This window comes from Streptococcus sp. 20925_1_24, assembly GCF_041432335.1.
GTDB classification, from domain to species: domain Bacteria; phylum Bacillota; class Bacilli; order Lactobacillales; family Streptococcaceae; genus Streptococcus; species Streptococcus mitis_BM.
This window is the reverse complement of the sequence record NZ_JAPVZM010000002.1, coordinates 154,490-171,783: the sequence shown is the minus strand read 5'-3', so window position 1 is coordinate 171,783 and position 17,294 is coordinate 154,490. Positions and strand designations below refer to the sequence as shown.

Annotated in this window: 15 protein-coding genes; 13 read left to right on the top strand and 2 right to left on the bottom strand. The window is 40.5% G+C overall.

The genetic code is table 11. The features are described from left to right. Nucleotides 1-150 precede the first annotated feature (150 nt). The 6 genes from O3650_RS02180 to mnmG all read left to right on the top strand — a co-directional run bounded on the left by O3650_RS02180 (nt 151) and on the right by mnmG (nt 7,389). Complete coding sequence (locus O3650_RS02180) at nt 151-957, top strand: ABC transporter substrate-binding protein (protein ID WP_060805911.1); 807 nt, start codon at nt 151-153, stop codon at nt 955-957. A 16-nt stretch (nt 958-973) separates the two neighbouring features. Next, a complete protein-coding gene (locus O3650_RS02175) occupies nt 974-2,170 on the top strand; it encodes an argininosuccinate synthase (RefSeq protein ID WP_060805958.1) in 1,197 nt (398 codons plus the stop codon). 28 nt (nt 2,171-2,198) lie between these two features. Continuing rightward, the gene (gene argH, locus O3650_RS02170; RefSeq protein WP_101786460.1) at nt 2,199-3,593 is read left to right on the top strand and encodes an argininosuccinate lyase; all 1,395 of its coding nucleotides are present in this window, start codon (nt 2,199-2,201) and stop codon (nt 3,591-3,593) included. A gap of 155 nt (nt 3,594-3,748) precedes the next feature. Continuing rightward, on the top strand, nt 3,749-4,870 hold the full coding sequence (gene mnmA / locus O3650_RS02165) for a tRNA 2-thiouridine(34) synthase MnmA (RefSeq protein ID WP_001282946.1): 1,122 nt from the start codon (nt 3,749-3,751) through the stop codon (nt 4,868-4,870). Nucleotides 4,871-5,010: 140 nt separating this feature from the next. Next, nucleotides 5,011-5,466: an NUDIX hydrolase gene (locus tag O3650_RS02160; RefSeq protein WP_224218118.1), complete on the top strand. Its 456-nt coding sequence runs from the start codon at nt 5,011-5,013 to the stop codon at nt 5,464-5,466. Between the two features lie 9 nt (nt 5,467-5,475). Next, complete coding sequence (gene mnmG, locus O3650_RS02155; protein ID WP_054364751.1) at nt 5,476-7,389, top strand: tRNA uridine-5-carboxymethylaminomethyl(34) synthesis enzyme MnmG; 1,914 nt, start codon at nt 5,476-5,478, stop codon at nt 7,387-7,389. A gap of 136 nt (nt 7,390-7,525) precedes the next feature. Here the strand turns inward: mnmG and rnjA are convergent, their stop codons facing one another. Together rnjA and O3650_RS02145 are read right to left on the bottom strand one after the other, a co-directional pair. Then, nucleotides 7,526-9,205 (bottom strand): ribonuclease J1, encoded by a 1,680-nt coding sequence (gene rnjA, locus O3650_RS02150; protein ID WP_060805918.1) that lies wholly within the window; start codon nt 9,203-9,205, stop codon nt 7,526-7,528. A 1-nt stretch (nt 9,206) separates the two neighbouring features. Continuing rightward, entirely contained in the window at nt 9,207-9,440 is a 234-nt protein-coding gene (locus O3650_RS02145) for a DNA-dependent RNA polymerase subunit epsilon (protein ID WP_000639572.1), read from the bottom strand. A 280-nt stretch (nt 9,441-9,720) separates the two neighbouring features. Between O3650_RS02145 and O3650_RS02140 the strand changes: the two genes are divergently transcribed. From O3650_RS02140 to O3650_RS02110, 7 genes are all read left to right on the top strand, one after another. Beyond that, a complete protein-coding gene (locus O3650_RS02140) occupies nt 9,721-9,936 on the top strand; it encodes a hypothetical protein (RefSeq protein WP_261074470.1) in 216 nt (71 codons plus the stop codon). Nucleotides 9,937-10,460: 524 nt separating this feature from the next. Further along, nucleotides 10,461-11,144, top strand: coding sequence for a tRNA (adenosine(37)-N6)-threonylcarbamoyltransferase complex dimerization subunit type 1 TsaB (gene tsaB / locus O3650_RS02135; RefSeq protein WP_049513052.1), 684 nt, complete (start codon nt 10,461-10,463; stop codon nt 11,142-11,144). Further along, nucleotides 11,141-11,578 (top strand): ribosomal protein S18-alanine N-acetyltransferase, encoded by a 438-nt coding sequence (rimI, locus tag O3650_RS02130; protein WP_261083032.1) that lies wholly within the window; start codon nt 11,141-11,143, stop codon nt 11,576-11,578. The genes tsaB and rimI overlap by 4 nt, the downstream gene beginning before the upstream one ends. Then, complete coding sequence (tsaD, locus tag O3650_RS02125; protein ID WP_371491472.1) at nt 11,568-12,578, top strand: tRNA (adenosine(37)-N6)-threonylcarbamoyltransferase complex transferase subunit TsaD; 1,011 nt, start codon at nt 11,568-11,570, stop codon at nt 12,576-12,578. The genes rimI and tsaD overlap by 11 nt, the downstream gene beginning before the upstream one ends. Before the next feature lie 103 nt (nt 12,579-12,681). Continuing rightward, a complete protein-coding gene (locus O3650_RS02120; RefSeq protein WP_004254984.1) occupies nt 12,682-13,545 on the top strand; it encodes an Rgg/GadR/MutR family transcriptional regulator in 864 nt (287 codons plus the stop codon). Between the two features lie 497 nt (nt 13,546-14,042). Then, nucleotides 14,043-15,968, top strand: coding sequence for a protein kinase family protein (locus O3650_RS02115; protein ID WP_261083027.1), 1,926 nt, complete (start codon nt 14,043-14,045; stop codon nt 15,966-15,968). After that, a complete protein-coding gene (locus O3650_RS02110) occupies nt 15,968-17,194 on the top strand; it encodes an MFS transporter (protein WP_000862437.1) in 1,227 nt (408 codons plus the stop codon). The genes O3650_RS02115 and O3650_RS02110 overlap by 1 nt, the downstream gene beginning before the upstream one ends. Nucleotides 17,195-17,294 lie beyond the last annotated feature (100 nt).

Sequence of the window (17,294 nt, the reverse complement as noted above, 5' to 3'; positions counted from 1 at the left end):
ATAAATACGCCTAGGAATGACATTTTTATGTAGTATTTCTAGGTTTTTTTGTTTCGAATTGAAAATTTTTTCAATTTAGACTTGACAAATGATGAGCATAGGAGTATTATTTATACAACCAAAAAGAATAAACATAAAGGAGGCTTTGTTATGAATAAGATGAAGAAGGTGTTGATGACGATGTTTGGTTTAGTGATGCTCCCCCTACTATTTGCTTGTAGTAACAATCAATCGGCTGGAATTGAAGCCATCAAGTCCAAAGGAAAATTGGTTGTAGCCCTCAATCCAGATTTTGCTCCATTTGAATATCAAAAAGTGGTTGATGGGAAAAATCAGATTGTGGGTTCAGATATCGAATTAGCCAAGGCTATCGCAACAGAACTAGGTGTCGAATTGGAACTATCTCCCATGAGTTTTGAAAATGTACTGGCTAGTGTTCAATCAGGAAAAGCCGATCTTGCCATATCTGGTGTTTCTAAGACAGATGAACGGAGCAAGGTGTTCGATTTTTCAACTCCCTACTATACTTCAAAAAATAAGCTCATTGTCAAAAAATCTGATTTAGCCACTTATCAGTCTGTCAACGACTTAGCGCAGAAAAAGGTCGGAGCACAGAAAGGTTCGATTCAAGAAACGATGGCGAAAGATTTGCTTCAAAATTCTTCCCTCGTATCTCTGCCTAAAAATGGGAATTTAATTACAGATTTAAAGTCAGGGCAAGTGGATGCCGTTATCTTTGAAGAACCAGTTGCCAAGGGATTTGTGGAAAATAATCCTGATTTAGCAATTGCAGACCTCAATTTTGAAAAAGAGCAAGATGATTCCTACGCGGTCGCCATGAAAAAAGATAGCAAGGAATTAAAAGAGGCAGTTGATAAAACCATTCAAAAGTTGAAGGAGTCTGGAGAATTAGACAAACTCATTGAGGATGCCTTTAAAGCGTCCATTGAAAAATAGAAAGAAGGAAAAGAACATGAGTAAAGAAAAAGTAATTTTGGCCTATTCTGGCGGTTTAGACACATCAGTTGCTATTACCTGGTTAAAGAAAGAATATGATGTTGTTGCAGTTTGTATGGATGTGGGTGAAGGGAAAGACTTAGATTTCATCCATGATAAGGCTCTCAAGGTTGGGGCAGTCGAATCTTATGTCATTGATGTTAAGGACGAATTTGCTACAGATTATGTGCTAGTGGCTCTTCAGTCACATGCCTATTATGAACAAAAGTACCCCTTGGTATCTGCCTTGAGCCGCCCTCTTATTTCTAAAAAATTGGTTGAAATAGCGCATCAGACAGGAGCGACTACAATTGCTCATGGTTGTACAGGTAAGGGGAATGACCAAGTGCGTTTTGAAGTATCGATTGCAGCCTTGGATCCCAATTTAAAAGTGATTGCGCCAGTTCGTGAATGGAAATGGTCTAGGGAGGAAGAAATTCATTATGCCAAGGAAAATGGGGTACCTGTTCCTGCTGACCTTGATAATCCCTACTCTGTCGACCAAAATCTTTGGGGACGTGCCAATGAATGTGGTATTTTGGAAAATCCATGGAATCAGGCTCCAGAAGAAGCCTTTGGCATCACAACTTCTCCAGAGCAAGCTCCAGATATGCCAGAATACATTGATATTGAGTTTAGTGAAGGTGTTCCAGTTTCCCTCAATGGAGAAGGGCTAAAATTGGCGGATTTGATTCAAAAACTCAATGAAATAGCTGGAAAACATGGGGTTGGACGGATTGACCACGTGGAAAATCGTTTGGTTGGGATTAAATCAAGAGAAATCTATGAGTGTCCAGGGGCAGTGACCTTGCTGACAGCTCATAAGGAAATTGAGGACTTGACGCTTGTGAGAGAAGTGGCTCATTTTAAACCAATTATAGAAAATGAATTATCAAATCTCATTTATAATGCTTTGTGGTTTAGTCCAGCTACACAAGCCTTGATTGCTTATATTAAAGAGACTCAAAAAGTTGTCAATGGGACTGCAAAAGTTAAATTCTATAAGGGGAGCGCTCAGGTCGTGGCTCGGAAATCACCAAATTCACTTTATGATGAAAATTTGGCGACGTATACCAGTGCAGATACCTTTGACCAAGATGCGGCTGTTGGCTTTATTAAGTTGTGGGGACTTCCAACCAAGGTTCATTCTGAGGTTCAAAAAAGCGCCAAATAGGACGATTGACTAGAGAGGTGGATGTGATATGGCTAAGAATACAAAATTATGGGGTGGTCGCTTTGAAGGTACTGTCGAAGACTGGGTAGAGCGCTTTGGTGCGAGTATATCTTTTGACCAGAAATTAGCTAAATTTGACTTGATTGGTTCTTTGGCCCACGTTCAGATGTTGGGTCAGACGGGTATTTTGAGTTTGAATGAGTCAGAAAAGATTCAAGAAGGTTTGAAAGAGCTTTTAGAAGAGCTAGAGGCAGGCCAACTTGACTTTGATATCGCAAACGAAGATATTCACATGAATATGGAAGTATTGCTGACAGAAAAAATTGGTCCCCTTGCAGGGAAGTTACATACAGCTCGTTCTCGAAATGACCAAGTTGCGACAGATATGCACTTATATCTCAAGGAGCAACTAGGCCATGTCCTAGATAAACTGGCTCATCTCAAGGGTGTTTTATTAGACTTGGCGGAAAATCATGTGGAGACAATCATGCCGGGCTATACCCATCTGCAACATGCTCAGCCTATTAGTTTTGCCCACCACCTGATGGCTTACTACAATATGTTTCAGAGAGACAGTGAACGTTTTGAATTTAACCAGAAGCATACAGACCTATGCCCTCTAGGTGCGGCAGCTTTGGCAGGGACGACTTTCCCCATTGATCGCCAATTGTCTAGCGATTTGTTAGAGTTTAAGCAACCTTATACAAATTCTTTGGATGCTGTTAGTGACCGCGATTTTATCTTAGAATTTCTGTCTAATGCCAGCATACTCATGATGCATATGAGCCGTTTTTGTGAAGAAATGATCAATTGGTGTAGTTTTGAGTACCAATTCATTACCTTGTCAGATACGTTTACAACAGGTTCCTCTATTATGCCCCAAAAGAAAAATCCAGATATGGCTGAGTTGATTCGAGGAAAGACTGGTAGAGTTTATGGGAATCTGTTTGGACTGTTGACAGTCATGAAGTCCTTGCCTTTAGCTTATAATAAGGATTTGCAAGAGGATAAGGAAGGAATGTTTGATACGGTTGAAACGATTTTAAATTCCCTTGATGTGTTGGCAGGTATGTTATCCAGCTTGCAGGTGAACAAAGAAAAAATGCAAGAGTCTACAGAGAAGGACTTTTCAAATGCAACTGAGTTGGCAGATTATTTGGCAGGGAAAGGCTTGCCATTTAGAGAAGCTCATGAGGTTGTGGGAAGATTAGTGCTAGACTCTATCAAGTCTGCTAAAAATATTCAAGATTGGACTTTGGAGGAATTGCAAACCTATCATTCCCTCATTGCCGAGGATATCTATGTCTACTTGCAACCTAAAACTGCTGTTCAAAGACGAAATTCTTTGGGAGGTACAGGATTTGACCAAGTGAAATACCAGATTGCAGTTGCTAAGAAAGCGAATGAAGCTAGAAAGTGCTAGATTGATAGGTTCAGAATAAGAGGTTGGTCGATTGACAGCCTCTTTCTTGTCTTCTCCAACCAAGCATGTTATAATGAATACTGCTCAAGCGACCTTCAATCGTGAAGCACACACGACCTTCAATCGTGAATAAACGAATAGATGGGAGACTTACCATGAGTGATAACTCTAAAACACGTGTTGTCGTGGGGATGAGTGGTGGTGTTGATTCGTCGGTGACGGCTCTTTTGCTCAAGGAGCAGGGCTACGATGTGATCGGTATCTTCATGAAGAACTGGGACGACACAGATGAAAACGGCGTCTGTACGGCGACCGAAGATTACAAGGATGTGGCTGCGGTGGCAGACCAGATTGGCATTCCTTACTACTCTGTCAATTTTGAAAAAGAGTACTGGGACCGCGTTTTTGAGTATTTCCTAGCGGAATACCGTGCAGGACGCACGCCAAATCCAGACGTTATGTGTAACAAGGAAATCAAGTTTAAGGCCTTTTTGGACTATGCCATGACCTTGGGGGCAGACTATGTAGCGACTGGGCATTATGCCCGAGTGGCACGTGATGAGGATGGCATCGTTCACATGCTTCGTGGCGTGGACAATGGCAAGGACCAAACCTATTTCCTCAGCCAACTTTCGCAAGAACAACTTCAAAAAACCATGTTCCCACTGGGGCATTTGGAAAAGCCTGAAGTTCGCAGACTAGCAGAAGAAGCAGGCCTTGCAACTGCTAAGAAGAAAGACTCGACAGGGATTTGCTTTATCGGAGAAAAGAACTTTAAAAATTTCCTCAGCAACTACCTGCCAGCTCAGCCTGGTCGCATGATGACTGTGGATGGTCGCGATATGGGCGAGCATGCCGGCCTTATGTACTATACGATTGGTCAGCGTGGTGGTCTCGGTATCGGGGGTCAACACGGTGGAGACAATGCTCCTTGGTTCGTTGTCGGAAAAGACCTAAGCAAGAATATTCTCTATGTAGGCCAAGGTTTCTACCATGATTCGCTCATGTCAACCAGCCTAGAGGCTAGCCAAGTCCACTTTACTCGTGAGATGCCAGAGGAGTTTACGCTCGAATGTACGGCTAAATTCCGCTACCGTCAACCTGATTCGAAGGTGACAGTACATGTCAAAGGAGATAAGGCAGAGGTTATCTTTGCAGAACCGCAACGCGCCATCACACCAGGACAGGCAGTTGTCTTTTACGATGGCGAAGAGTGTCTAGGTGGTGGCTTGATTGACAATGCTTACCGTGACGGACAAGTTTGTCAGTACATTTAGATTGACAAATTTTCTCAATTTGCTACAATAATAACAGCAATAGAAATGATGGTCAAAGCTCATGGATGTTGCAGGCTTTTTTGTCCTGCACTTCTTTGGAGTTTTGACTGTTTTTGTGTCGTTTAAGGGAAAGGACAAGAATGACTCAGCAAGACTTTCGGACAAAAGTAGACAATACGGTTTTTGGTGTTCGGGCGACAGCTTTGATTCTTCAAAATCGCAAGCTTCTAGTCACCAAAGATAAGGGCAAGTATTACACAATTGGTGGTGCGATTCAAGTCAATGAAAGCACGGAAGACGCGGTAGTCCGTGAAGTGAGGGAAGAACTGGGTGTCAAAGCTCAAGCTGGCCAGCTAGCTTTTGTTGTTGAAAATCGTTTTGAACAGGACGGTGTTTCCTATCACAATATCGAGTTTCATTATCTGGTGGACTTGCTGGAAGATGCCCCATTGACCATGCAGGAAGATGAGAAAAGGCAGCCCTGTGAGTGGATTGACTTAGACAAGCTTAAGGGTATCAATCTAGTTCCAGCCTTTCTAAAAACAGCCCTACCAGATTGGGGCGGCCAACTAAGACACATTCATTTTGAGGAATAGGAGAGAAATATGACTTATCATTTTACTGAAGAATACGATATTATTGTAATCGGTGCGGGACACGCTGGGGTCGAGGCTTCCTTGGCCGCTAGCCGTATGGGTTGTAAGGTCTTACTTGCGACCATCAACATTGAAATGCTGGCTTTCATGCCTTGTAACCCCTCTATCGGTGGTTCTGCCAAAGGGATTGTCGTGCGTGAAGTTGATGCCCTCGGTGGCGAGATGGCCAAAACCATTGACAAGACTTACATCCAGATGAAGATGCTCAACACAGGGAAGGGTCCAGCTGTCCGTGCCCTTCGTGCGCAGGCTGACAAGGAGCTTTACTCTAAGGAAATGCGCAAGACAGTTGAAAATCAAGAGAATCTGACCCTTCGTCAAACCATGATTGATGAGATTTTGGTGGAAGACGGCAAAGTTGTCGGTGTTCGTACAGCGACCCATCAAGAATATGCTGCTAAGGCCGTTATCGTGACGACAGGGACGGCCCTCCGTGGGGAAATTATCATCGGTGACCTCAAGTACTCATCAGGTCCTAACCACAGTTTGGCTTCTATTAACCTTGCTGACAATCTCAAGGAACTGGGCCTCGAAATCGGTCGTTTCAAGACAGGAACCCCTCCACGTGTCAAGGCTTCTTCTATCAATTACGATGTGACAGAAATTCAGCCAGGAGACGAAGCGCCTAATCATTTCTCATACACTTCACGTGATGAGGATTATGTCAAGGATCAGGTGCCATGCTGGTTGACCTATACCAATGGTACCAGTCATGAGATTATCCAAAACAACCTCCACCGTGCACCTATGTTTACAGGTGTGGTTAAGGGAGTGGGACCTCGTTACTGTCCGTCGATTGAAGACAAGATTGTGCGCTTTGCGGACAAGGAACGCCACCAACTCTTCCTAGAGCCAGAAGGGCGCAATACTGAGGAAGTCTATGTTCAAGGACTTTCAACCAGTCTGCCTGAGGATGTCCAGCGTGACTTGGTTCATTCCATCAAAGGTTTGGAAAATGCAGAGATGATGCGGACAGGTTATGCCATTGAGTATGATATGGTCTTGCCTCATCAGTTGCGTGCGACTCTGGAAACCAAGAAAATCTCCGGACTTTTCACTGCTGGTCAGACAAATGGAACATCAGGTTATGAAGAAGCTGCTGGCCAAGGGATTATCGCGGGTATCAATGCGGCTTTGAAAGTCCAAGGCAAGCCTGAATTGATTTTGAAGCGCAGTGACGGTTATATCGGGGTCATGATTGATGACTTGGTGACCAAGGGAACCATTGAACCCTACCGTCTCTTGACCAGTCGTGCTGAATACCGTCTTATCCTCCGTCATGACAATGCTGATATGCGTTTGACCGAGATGGGACGTGAGATTGGCCTTGTGGATGATGAACGTTGGGCTCGCTTTGAAATCAAGAAAAATCAATTTGAAAATGAGATGAAACGCCTAGACAGTATCAAACTCAAGCCAGTCAAGGAAACCAATGCCAAGGTTGAGGAGATGGGCTTCAAGCCGTTGACCGATGCAGTGACAGCCAAGGAATTCCTTCGCCGTCCAGAAGTGTCTTATCAAGATGTGGTGGCTTTCATCGGACCAGCTGCAGAGGACTTGGATGACAAGATTATCGAATTGATTGAAACAGAAATCAAGTACGAAGGCTATATTTCCAAAGCCATGGATCAGGTTGCGAAGATGAAACGCATGGAAGAAAAACGTATTCCAGCCAATATCGACTGGGATGACATTGATTCTATCGCAACAGAAGCCCGTCAGAAGTTCAAACTTATCAATCCAGAAACCATCGGCCAAGCCAGCCGTATTTCGGGAGTAAATCCAGCAGATATTTCTATTTTGATGGTGTATCTTGAAGGTAAAAATCGTAGTATTTCTAAAACTCTTCAAAAATCAAAATGATACGTCGTCGGCTTCGGCTCACCTAACTCAAGTTATGCTTTCGCCTAGCATTCTAGTCTGATTTCGATTTTTATTGAGTTTTAATCTCAAAAGAAAGCATAGAGAAAAACAGCTCCGTCGGGGCTGTTTTCTTGATTTATTCTTCGTCTGGTGTGAGGATCATCGGGATGATGATCGGTTCACGTTCTGTATTTTCATAGAGGAAGGGGCGAATAGCGTTGACAATGGCACCATTGACAGATTGAACGCTAGCATCCTTATTTTTCAGTGCGATACGAATGGCATTGAAGAGGATACGCTGGCTTTGGCGAATCAAATCGCCAGACTCTCTCATGTAGACAAAGCCTCGGCTGAGGATGTCTGGACCAGACAGAATCATCTGCGATTTGAAGTCAACAGTTGCGACTGCCAGAACGACACCATCTTCAGATAAATCACGACGATCTTTGAGGACAGCAGCACCGATTTCACCGATACGATTTCCATCGACATAGATGTCTTGGGCGTTGAAATGACCTGCGATACGAGCTGAGTCAGCAGTAAGGGCAAGCACATCACCATTGCTCATGATAAAGATATTGTCCTTCTCAACACCAGTATCCACTGCTAGTCCAGCGTGGACTTTTTGCATGCGGTATTCACCGTGGACAGGCATGAAGTATTTTGGCTTAATCAAGCGGAGCATAAGTTTTTGCTCTTGCTGGCCACCGTGTCCAGATGTATGGATATTGTTAACCTTACCGTGGATAACTTCGACACCAGCTTCTGAAATGATGTTAATCAGCTTGTTGACGCTAGTCGTATTTCCAGGGATTGGACTTGAAGAGAAGATAACGGTATCGCCGGGTTGGAGTTGCACCTGACGGTGGGTTCCGTTGGCGATACGAGAGAGGGCCGCCATAGGCTCACCCTGACTACCTGTACAGAGGATCAGAATTTCTCCTGCAGGGTAGTCTTTGATTTCATTTGGCTCGATAAAGGTTCCCTTAGGAGCTTTTATGTAACCAAGCTCAATTCCGTTGACAATGGCCTTTTCCATCGAACGACCAAAGACTGCAATCTTACGTCCAGTCTTAACAGCGGCTTCTGTTGCTTGCTGGAGACGGAAGATATTTGAGGCAAAGGATGCAAAGATGATACGTCCCTCTATGCCTTGGATAATCTTCATGATGGACTGGCCAACGACTTTTTCAGAGTTGGTAAAGGTTGGCACTTCCGCATTTGTTGAGTCAGACAGGAGACAGAGCACGCCTTCTTCACCAAGCGCAGCCATACGGTGCAAATCTGCTGGTTCACCAACTGGTGTTAAGTCAAACTTGAAGTCACCCGTACAGACAATTTTCCCTTGAGGAGTATGAATGACAATCCCCAAAGGTTCTGGAATAGAGTGTGTAGTTCTAAAGAAAGTTGCCTTGAGATTTTTAAAGGTCAACTCAGTGTTGTGGTTGATTTCGTAAAGTTTGGCGTTGCGCAAGAGACCGTGTTCTTCGAGTTTCCCACGAATCAAAGCCAAGGCAAGCGGTCCAGCATAGATTGGGACATTTGCTTGCTTGAGTAGGAATGGAATCCCACCGATGTGGTCCTCGTGTCCGTGGGTAATCAAAACAGCCTTGACGCGGTCGATGTTGTCTACGATGTAAGAGTAGTCAGGAATGACATAGTCGATACCCAGCAAGTCATCTTCTGGGAATTTAATCCCAGCATCGACGATGATAATCTCGTCTTGGTATTCAATTCCGTATGTGTTTTTCCCGATTTCTCCCAGACCACCGATGGCAAAAACGCCAACTTCTTCAGGTTTAAGAGTATAGGCCATATTAGAACTCCGTAATTTCGAAGGCGCCAGTTTCTTTTTCGTAATCTAGCAATTTGTCAGACAAGAGTTCGATATACTCGATATTGTACTCTGGGCGATTTTCTTCGACAAGTTGGCGAGCAGCGATACGACCCTCAAGTTCTGAGCTGGCATCGATGTCTAGGTAAAGTGCGCGTGTAGTTTCACGACGTGGGCTACGTTCTTTTGTTTCTTGATAAAAAACTTTGTAAATCATATAGTTCCTTTCTATTTTACAGGTCAGCTTATTCCAAACTTTTAGCAGAGATTTGCTTGATTTCATTCCATTTTGTGTCTAGATTGACCTTGATTCGTTACAATTATTTCAATTATACCACAAAATGAAAAATTAGTAAAAGACGGAAACGAGAAAGTCATGGGATAATTCCTTTGGTAAGCGCTTGCAAAAACGAAGAAAATGTGTTATATTGATAACGGAAGTGAAATTTATTGCTTGTCCTAATTCCATATAGTTTTTAAGTCAAGGAGGTTGCCCTATGTATAACTTATTTGCTTTTGCTATCGGAGCTCGCTTGGTAGCTTTTATTGTTTTTGTTGCTTGCGTTTATGGAGGGAATCTTATATTTGCCAAATTGGAACGACGACAAAGCAAGTTCTTGTGGAAAATTACCTTTGTGACTATCTACTCGATTTTTCTCCTCCTCGTAACCTATGTCGTTTGGTTTGTATTTTACTTTGGATTAAATGCTTAGATTCCCTGCTCATGCTAGGGCATTTTTGTTTGGGAATATAGAGATAGTAGATTTACGACACGAAAATTCCACCCCATCTATCAAGATGAGGTGGTCTTTGCATTTTTCAAAAATGACATGACAATGGAATTTTCAGAGCTTATTATTTTTATGGTAGCCATTGTTCTGCTCAAAAATAGAGTTGAAGCATAAAAATAAAACAATACAAACAGATAGATCGATTGGTAAAGGGATAGTAGTAATGTTTAAATCATTGAGAATGTTGAGCAAACTGTAAGAGATGAAGCAGATAAAATTCATCCTTCTAAAAATGTTTTTTTTATCTAGCATGACTTACCAAACTTTTTACGGAGGTCCTTTCAATTTTCTTGTTCACTTTTATATTCGGAAAAGAAAAGGAAAAGTGAACATTTTTTAAATTATTTTTTAGCTAAGTATAGGATTTTTGTTTGGGGATAAAGAAAATTCCCATGTGCCAGCTTTTGTAGTATAATAGTAAGCAGACAAAAAGATAGGAATGTGTTATGAAAGTATTAGCTTTTGATACGTCCAGCAAGGCTCTTTCTCTGGCTATTTTAGAGGACAAGCAGGTTCTTGCCGAGACGACGATTAATATCAAGAAAAATCACAGTATTACCCTCATGCCTGCCATCGATTTTTTGATGGCAAGTTTAGACTGGACACCCAAGGATTTGGATCGAATCGTGGTGGCGGAAGGGCCAGGTAGTTACACAGGTTTGCGAATTGCGGTAGCTACTGCCAAAACCTTAGCTCACACTCTGAACATCGAGTTGGTTGGTATGTCGAGTCTCTTGGCTCTGGTGCCATACCAGCAAGAAGGCCTGTTCGTTCCTTTGATGGATGCGCGTCGCAACAATGTTTATGCAGGATTTTATGAAAATGCCAAACCTGTCATGCCAGAAGCACACCTGCCTTTTGAGCGAGTCATCGAGCTAATCAAGGGTGCTAGTCAGGTAACCTTTGTCGGAGAAGTTGGCCCCTTTGTTGAGCAGATTCAAGAACACTTGCCAAGGACTAATTTCAAAGAAACCTTGCCTAATGCAGCCAATCTTGCTCTTTTGGCTTGGGATAAGGAAGCTGACTCCTTGCACGACTTTGTGCCAAATTACCTCAAACGAGTTGAGGCTGAGGAAAACTGGCTTAAGAACCACACTGAGTCTGGCGAGTCTTACATTAAACGCCTATGATAGAAATCAAACGAATCCAAGGACAGCCTGACTTGGCTCAAGCAATCTACGCTGTCATGGTAGCTGTTTACCCAGTCAGTCCTTGGACGCTGGAACAAATCCAAGCAGATTTGTCCCAAGACCAGACTTGGTATGCTCTGGCTTATGATGGGACAGAAGTGATTGGCTTTCTAGCTGTGCAGGAAAATATTTTTGAGGCAGAAGTCCTGCAAATCGCTGTCAAACAAACCTATCAGGGTCAAGGAATTGCATCAGCCTTGTTTGCTCAATTGCCGACAGACAAGGAGATTTTCCTAGAAGTCAGAAGGTCAAATCATCGAGCGCAAGCATTTTACAAGAAAGAAAAGATGGCGGTCATCGCTGAGCGAAAGGCCTACTACCATGACCCAGTCGAGGACGCCATTATCATGAAGAGAGAAATAGATGAAGGATAGATATATTTTAGCATTTGAGACATCCTGTGATGAGACCAGTGTCGCCGTCTTGAAAAACGACGATGAGCTCTTGTCCAATGTCATTGCTAGTCAAATTGAGAGTCACAAACGTTTTGGGGGCGTAGTACCAGAAGTAGCCAGTCGTCACCATGTAGAGGTCATTACAGCCTGTATCGAGGAGGCGCTAGCAGAAGCAGGGATTACTGAAAACGATGTGACAGCTGTTGCGGTTACCTATGGACCGGGCTTGGTTGGAGCCTTGCTAGTTGGTTTGTCAGCTGCTAAGGCCTTTGCTTGGGCACATGGACTTCCACTTATCCCTGTTAATCACATGGCTGGTCACCTCATGGCAGCCCAAAGTGTAGAGCCTTTGGACTTTCCCTTGCTAGCCCTCTTGGTTAGCGGTGGACACACGGAGTTGGTCTATGTTTCTGAGGCAGGTGATTACAAGATTGTCGGGGAAACGCGAGATGACGCGGTTGGGGAGGCCTATGATAAGGTAGGCCGTGTCATGGGCTTGACCTATCCTGCAGGTCGTGAGATAGACGAGTTGGCTCATCAGGGGCAGGATATTTATGATTTTCCTCGTGCCATGATTAAGGAGGATAATCTGGAGTTTTCATTCTCAGGTTTGAAGTCTGCTTTTATCAATCTTCACCACAATGCCGAGCAAAAGGGAGAAAGCTTGTCTACAGCGGACTTGTGTGCTTCCTTCCAAGCTGCTGTCTTGGATATTCTCATTGCTAAAACCAAGAAAGCCTTGGAGAAATACCCTGTTAAAACTCTAGTCGTGGCAGGTGGTGTGGCAGCCAATAAAGGTCTCAGAGAACGCCTAGCGGCCGAAATCACAGATGTCAAGGTCATCATCCCACCACTGCGTCTTTGTGGAGACAATGCAGGAATGATTGCCTATGCTAGCGTTAGCGAGTGGAACAAAGAAAACTTTGCAAACTTGGGCCTCAATGCCAAACCAAGTCTCGCTTTTGATACTATGGAATAAAGAGTCAGCTTAAGGCTGACTTTTTTACTTGCCGAAATGTCAGAATATTTTGACAAATAAATGTAAATAATGATATAATATATAAAGAATAGGAGGTGGTCAGATGATTGGGAGAATGGAATTGGGGGAATTTTACAAGGAATTACGTTTGGCTAGAAAGCTCAAGCAGTCAGATGTGGCTTGTGCTGGACTAACAGCTTCTCAGCTATCCAAGTTCGAACTAGGGCAGTCTATGCTGTCTGCAGATAAGTTGATTCTAGCTATCCAAGGTATAAATGTGACCTTTGATGAGTTTGGGCACAAGCTCAACAACTATCAAGAATCTCCACATATGCGAATTGGTAGAAAGGTTGTGGATCGCTTTGCCCACCAAGATATAGCTGGTTTAGAGCAACTGTTGGAGGAAGTCGAGCAAGAACAGATGGCAGAGACCTATCGTCGTTTGAATGCCATTGTAATTAAAAACGCACTCCATTCCTTAAATAAGAACTATCCATTAGTAAAAGAAGATAGCGAGTTTTTGACTATCTATCTCTATGCTATTGAGTCTTGGACCTGGTTTGAACTCTATCTCTTTTGCAATACCATGCCCTTCTTGAGCAATCAAGATTTGATATTTTTATCGACCGCTTTAATTGAGAAATCTAGGGAATTTAAAGAGTTGGTACATAATCGATTGTATATGAAAAGTGGATTTCTGAATATTATATCAGAACTCATGGAGCGTAAACTTTTCTCTTATATCCCAATTTTTGAAGCTGAGCTAGAGAGCATGCTTCGTCCATACGATGTTTTTGAAAAAGTATTGTGGCAGTTTTTAAAGAAAATGAAGATTTTCCTTCAAACCAAAGGAAGCAATCAAAAAGAGATTGAAAGATTTATCCAATCTCTGCAAGTATTAGAAAATCCACAATTGCTAGCCCTCTTCGAATTGCGTTTGAAGCAATACAAAGAACTTATTGAGTAGTCAACAATTGCAAATCTGAAATTTCTATAAGAAAAAATATCAAATATGCGATTTTCTAAAATAAGCTAATTTTCGTGTTATACTATCCTTGTAAAGCACTTCAAGCAGATCCTAAGTCGCAGAAGTGGATTACAAATAAAATTTCAAACTTGTTAAGTAAGAGTGTAGGATTGTTGTTGAAAATCTAATTGATTTTTATGGCATTCAATACATAGGTGTTTTATGAAATTCCTTAGTAACTTTTTTACTTACAGGATTGAAATATAAAATAGAAAAGGAGAAGCGTATGACAGCATTTGTACATGAATTAACACGTGAATCAGATAGATTCAATCAGTCTGCAGATGTGACAATAACTATCATTTGTACAGTATTGTAAAAGATACTCAATTATTAAGTTTATTTTTAGACTTATAATGGTTTTGGAATTTTAATGTAGGAAATACCAACTTAGGTAATTGCTAAAGAAAAAATCATCATAACAATAGGAGAAAAGAATGTATAAATATAAAATTGTAAACGAAGAAAGTTTGCCTATTTATGGTTATAAAATTCATATATCAGCAACGTTTGATAATTATAAGGATATGTATAATCTTCTTTCTCCTTTGTTAGATGCTAGAAAGATATCTTATAAGTATATATATAGAGAAGAAGATGTAGCCTATAATTTTTCTGTTAGAGAATCTCCTGTTAATTCGGGGAAATATTTTACGATTTATCCTGAAAATGACCATGTTTTTCTTGATCTATTAGAGCTTCTTTACCAAACTATTCCTAAAAATATGGAGGGAATTTATATTCTAAGTGATCGTGCCTATAAAGATTCCAATACGATTTTTTATAGATATGGCTTCTTTAGAGAAGATTTGGAGTATTTAGAAAAAGGCATTCCGACTTTGCTGGGACCAAATGGAGAAAAATGGCAAGACTATCAAAAACCATATTTTAACTTACCAGAATGGATTCAAGATATTCAAGAGAATACGTTTATAAAGGATTCATATTTATCAAGAAATTATAGATTGAAAGCCATGCTATCACAGTCAAGTGGAGGAAACGTCTATCAAGTAGATTCAGTGATAGAAGGTAAAAAGTATATTTTGAAGGAATGTCGGCCTCATGTTATTTCTTTTGGAGGGGTAGAGACTCAAACACTTAGAAAAAATGAATATGAAATTTCAAAAAAATTATTAGATCATACTCCAGTTGTGCGTGAAACTGTTACAGAGTGGATTAACCAATATTATATTTATGAGTTTATAGATGGTAGTGATTTATTAAAATACACAAAAGCATACTCTATTGTCAGCTATAAGAAGCCTAATAAGGAGTTAAACACTAAGAAATTTAAAAGTTTTTTATTGATTACTAGGGAACTATTAGAATTGGTTGAATATTTTCATAGTCGAAATATTATTTTAAATGATATACATCCCGGAAATTTTATAAAATCAGAGAATAAACTTTACTTTGTAGATTTAGAAAATAGTTATGAGTATGATAATAAACCAGCTATTGGTTTGTATAGCGTAATTAGCTTAAAGGAATGGAACTCTATAGATGGCAAAGTATCTGATTGCCATAAAGTTGGGAATTTACTACTATTTTTGTTGGCTAGATTGCATATAAAATCAATGGACGATTTATCACAATCATATCATATTTTAAATTCTTTATTGGCTGAATTTGGTTTAAGAACAAATTTTACAAGTATTATAGAAAAACTATTTTCTAAGGATGCAACAGTATCTGATATCCTGAAAGATTTAAATGAAATTTATGTTTATCAAATTGAATCCCTGCATAGTTTAGATGAGGTTCTAACTGATCAACCAGAAAGATCTTTTACTATTACTGAGATTATTAATAAAGAACTAGTCAATTTTCAACGATATGAGAATGCTAAAAATAATCAGCGATTACTGCAACATCTGATGCATAGAGAAAAAAATTTAGGACTAGATGGATTGTCTGGCTTACTTATTTTGATGAAAATATATGACTTTGATTGCGATATTATTGATTATGGAATTAATATCATTATTGAAAAATTAATTGTGGCAGATAATGGTAGGATGGTTCCGATAGAATCAAATTTAGTTTCACCTTATCTAAATAACGGGACAGCAGGATTTATTCGTGCTTTGATTTTTATAGATTTTGAAAAGTATACAGATCTAATCAAAGAATTATCTGAAGGATTAATTACAGAATTTGCTCAATATGCAGATTTCTGGAATGGTATGCTAGGGATAGCTGATACATTGTTAGAACTGTATTGTTATTTTAAAGTAAGAAAATATAAAGAAGTTGCATTGTCTTTGTTAAATACAGTAGAGTGCTATGTGAAGTATTCTAAAGCAGATAAGCAAGAGTACCTTTATGTGTTATCTAAGTACATGGATATGAAGGAGTTGTGATGAAAGTATTTCTTCAAAATAGAGATTTTAGGCAATTAACCATCAACCAGTGGATTTCAACGGTTGGGGATACGATTTTTTATCTGGCCTTTTTGAATTATGTGGCAGATGCATCTTTTGCCCCTTTGGCGATTTTACTGATCACGATTTCAGAAACCCTTCCTCAAGTTCTGCAAATCTTTCTGGGAGTTTTGGCGGATTTTCAACATCATCGTGTCCTAAAATATACAATGATTAGTTTTGCAAAATTTTTGCTTTACTCTATCGTTTCTTTATCACTTTCAGGGCAGTCCTTTTCCTTGTTATTAGTAGCATTTATTTGTCTGATTAACCTCTTATCTGACACATTGAGTTATTTTTCAGGCGCCATGCTCACTCCGATTTTCATTAGAATTATTGGGCAAGACCATCTGGCAGAAGCTATTGGATTTAAACAGTCAACTGTTAGTTTAGTGAAAACAATCAGTAATATTCTAGGAGGAGTCTTACTAGGTATTCTATCTATCCAGTCTATTTCCTTACTGAATGCTCTGACCTTTTTAATCGCATTTTTAGGTATTCTTTTCATAAAAACAGACCTCTTGAAAGTAGAAAAAACGATTAGCTATCAAGAAGGACTCTCTGTAAAATCCTTTTGCCAGCATCTGCTCCAATCATCAAAATTGATATGGAATATGAATAAGGTGCTCTTGGTTTTGTTTATTATCTCTATTAGTCAAGCAGTGATAAATGTTACAGTTCCTGTTTCTACTCTGTTTTTGAGGAATCAGCCCTTTTTGAATTTACAAACAGGTCAATCTCTTGCCTTGTTATCCACCCTTGAATTGTCAGCCCTTATTGTCGGAAGCCTTGTGAGTGGCTATCTGAAGAATACAATCTCCATAAAACTAGCCCTATATGCCTCGCTTATTATCCAATTACTCCTTTTAGTTGGCTTTGTGGCAGTTCGTTTTGACTGGATTCTTATCTTTAGTGCCTTGGATGCCTTTTTCGCAGGTATCCTCTCTCCTCGATTACAGGAACTCATTTTTAAACAAATACCTGAGGAGTCAATGGGAGCAGTTCAATCCTCTATCGGTGCCATTACAGTTGTTTTACCTAGCTTATTTACAATAGCTTTGGTAACCATTGCTACTAGCTTTGGAACTCTGGCAGTTAGCTTTGTTTTATTGCTATTTCTTCTAGCTGCCTTTATCATACTCTTGAATATCCGTGAAAACATTTAGCGAAGAATGTGTATATTATATGTTTGAGACTGGATTCCAGTCTGTTTATGATGGCTACAATCAGCAGACTGTTAAATTTTTGAGAAAGTTGCTTGACATT

Coding starts and splice junctions, on each gene's coding strand:
- O3650_RS02180 (WP_060805911.1), top strand. CDS start 151: ATGAATAAGATGAAGAAGGTGTTGATGACGATGTTTGGTTTAGTGATG.
- O3650_RS02175 (WP_060805958.1), top strand. CDS start 974: ATGAGTAAAGAAAAAGTAATTTTGGCCTATTCTGGCGGTTTAGACACA.
- argH (WP_101786460.1), top strand. CDS start 2,199: ATGGCTAAGAATACAAAATTATGGGGTGGTCGCTTTGAAGGTACTGTC.
- mnmA (WP_001282946.1), top strand. CDS start 3,749: ATGAGTGATAACTCTAAAACACGTGTTGTCGTGGGGATGAGTGGTGGT.
- O3650_RS02160 (WP_224218118.1), top strand. CDS start 5,011: ATGACTCAGCAAGACTTTCGGACAAAAGTAGACAATACGGTTTTTGGT.
- mnmG (WP_054364751.1), top strand. CDS start 5,476: ATGACTTATCATTTTACTGAAGAATACGATATTATTGTAATCGGTGCG.
- rnjA (WP_060805918.1), bottom strand. CDS start 9,205: ATGGCCTATACTCTTAAACCTGAAGAAGTTGGCGTTTTTGCCATCGGT.
- O3650_RS02145 (WP_000639572.1), bottom strand. CDS start 9,440: ATGATTTACAAAGTTTTTTATCAAGAAACAAAAGAACGTAGCCCACGT.
- O3650_RS02140 (WP_261074470.1), top strand. CDS start 9,721: ATGTATAACTTATTTGCTTTTGCTATCGGAGCTCGCTTGGTAGCTTTT.
- tsaB (WP_049513052.1), top strand. CDS start 10,461: ATGAAAGTATTAGCTTTTGATACGTCCAGCAAGGCTCTTTCTCTGGCT.
- rimI (WP_261083032.1), top strand. CDS start 11,141: ATGATAGAAATCAAACGAATCCAAGGACAGCCTGACTTGGCTCAAGCA.
- tsaD (WP_371491472.1), top strand. CDS start 11,568: ATGAAGGATAGATATATTTTAGCATTTGAGACATCCTGTGATGAGACC.
- O3650_RS02120 (WP_004254984.1), top strand. CDS start 12,682: ATGATTGGGAGAATGGAATTGGGGGAATTTTACAAGGAATTACGTTTG.
- O3650_RS02115 (WP_261083027.1), top strand. CDS start 14,043: ATGTATAAATATAAAATTGTAAACGAAGAAAGTTTGCCTATTTATGGT.
- O3650_RS02110 (WP_000862437.1), top strand. CDS start 15,968: ATGAAAGTATTTCTTCAAAATAGAGATTTTAGGCAATTAACCATCAAC.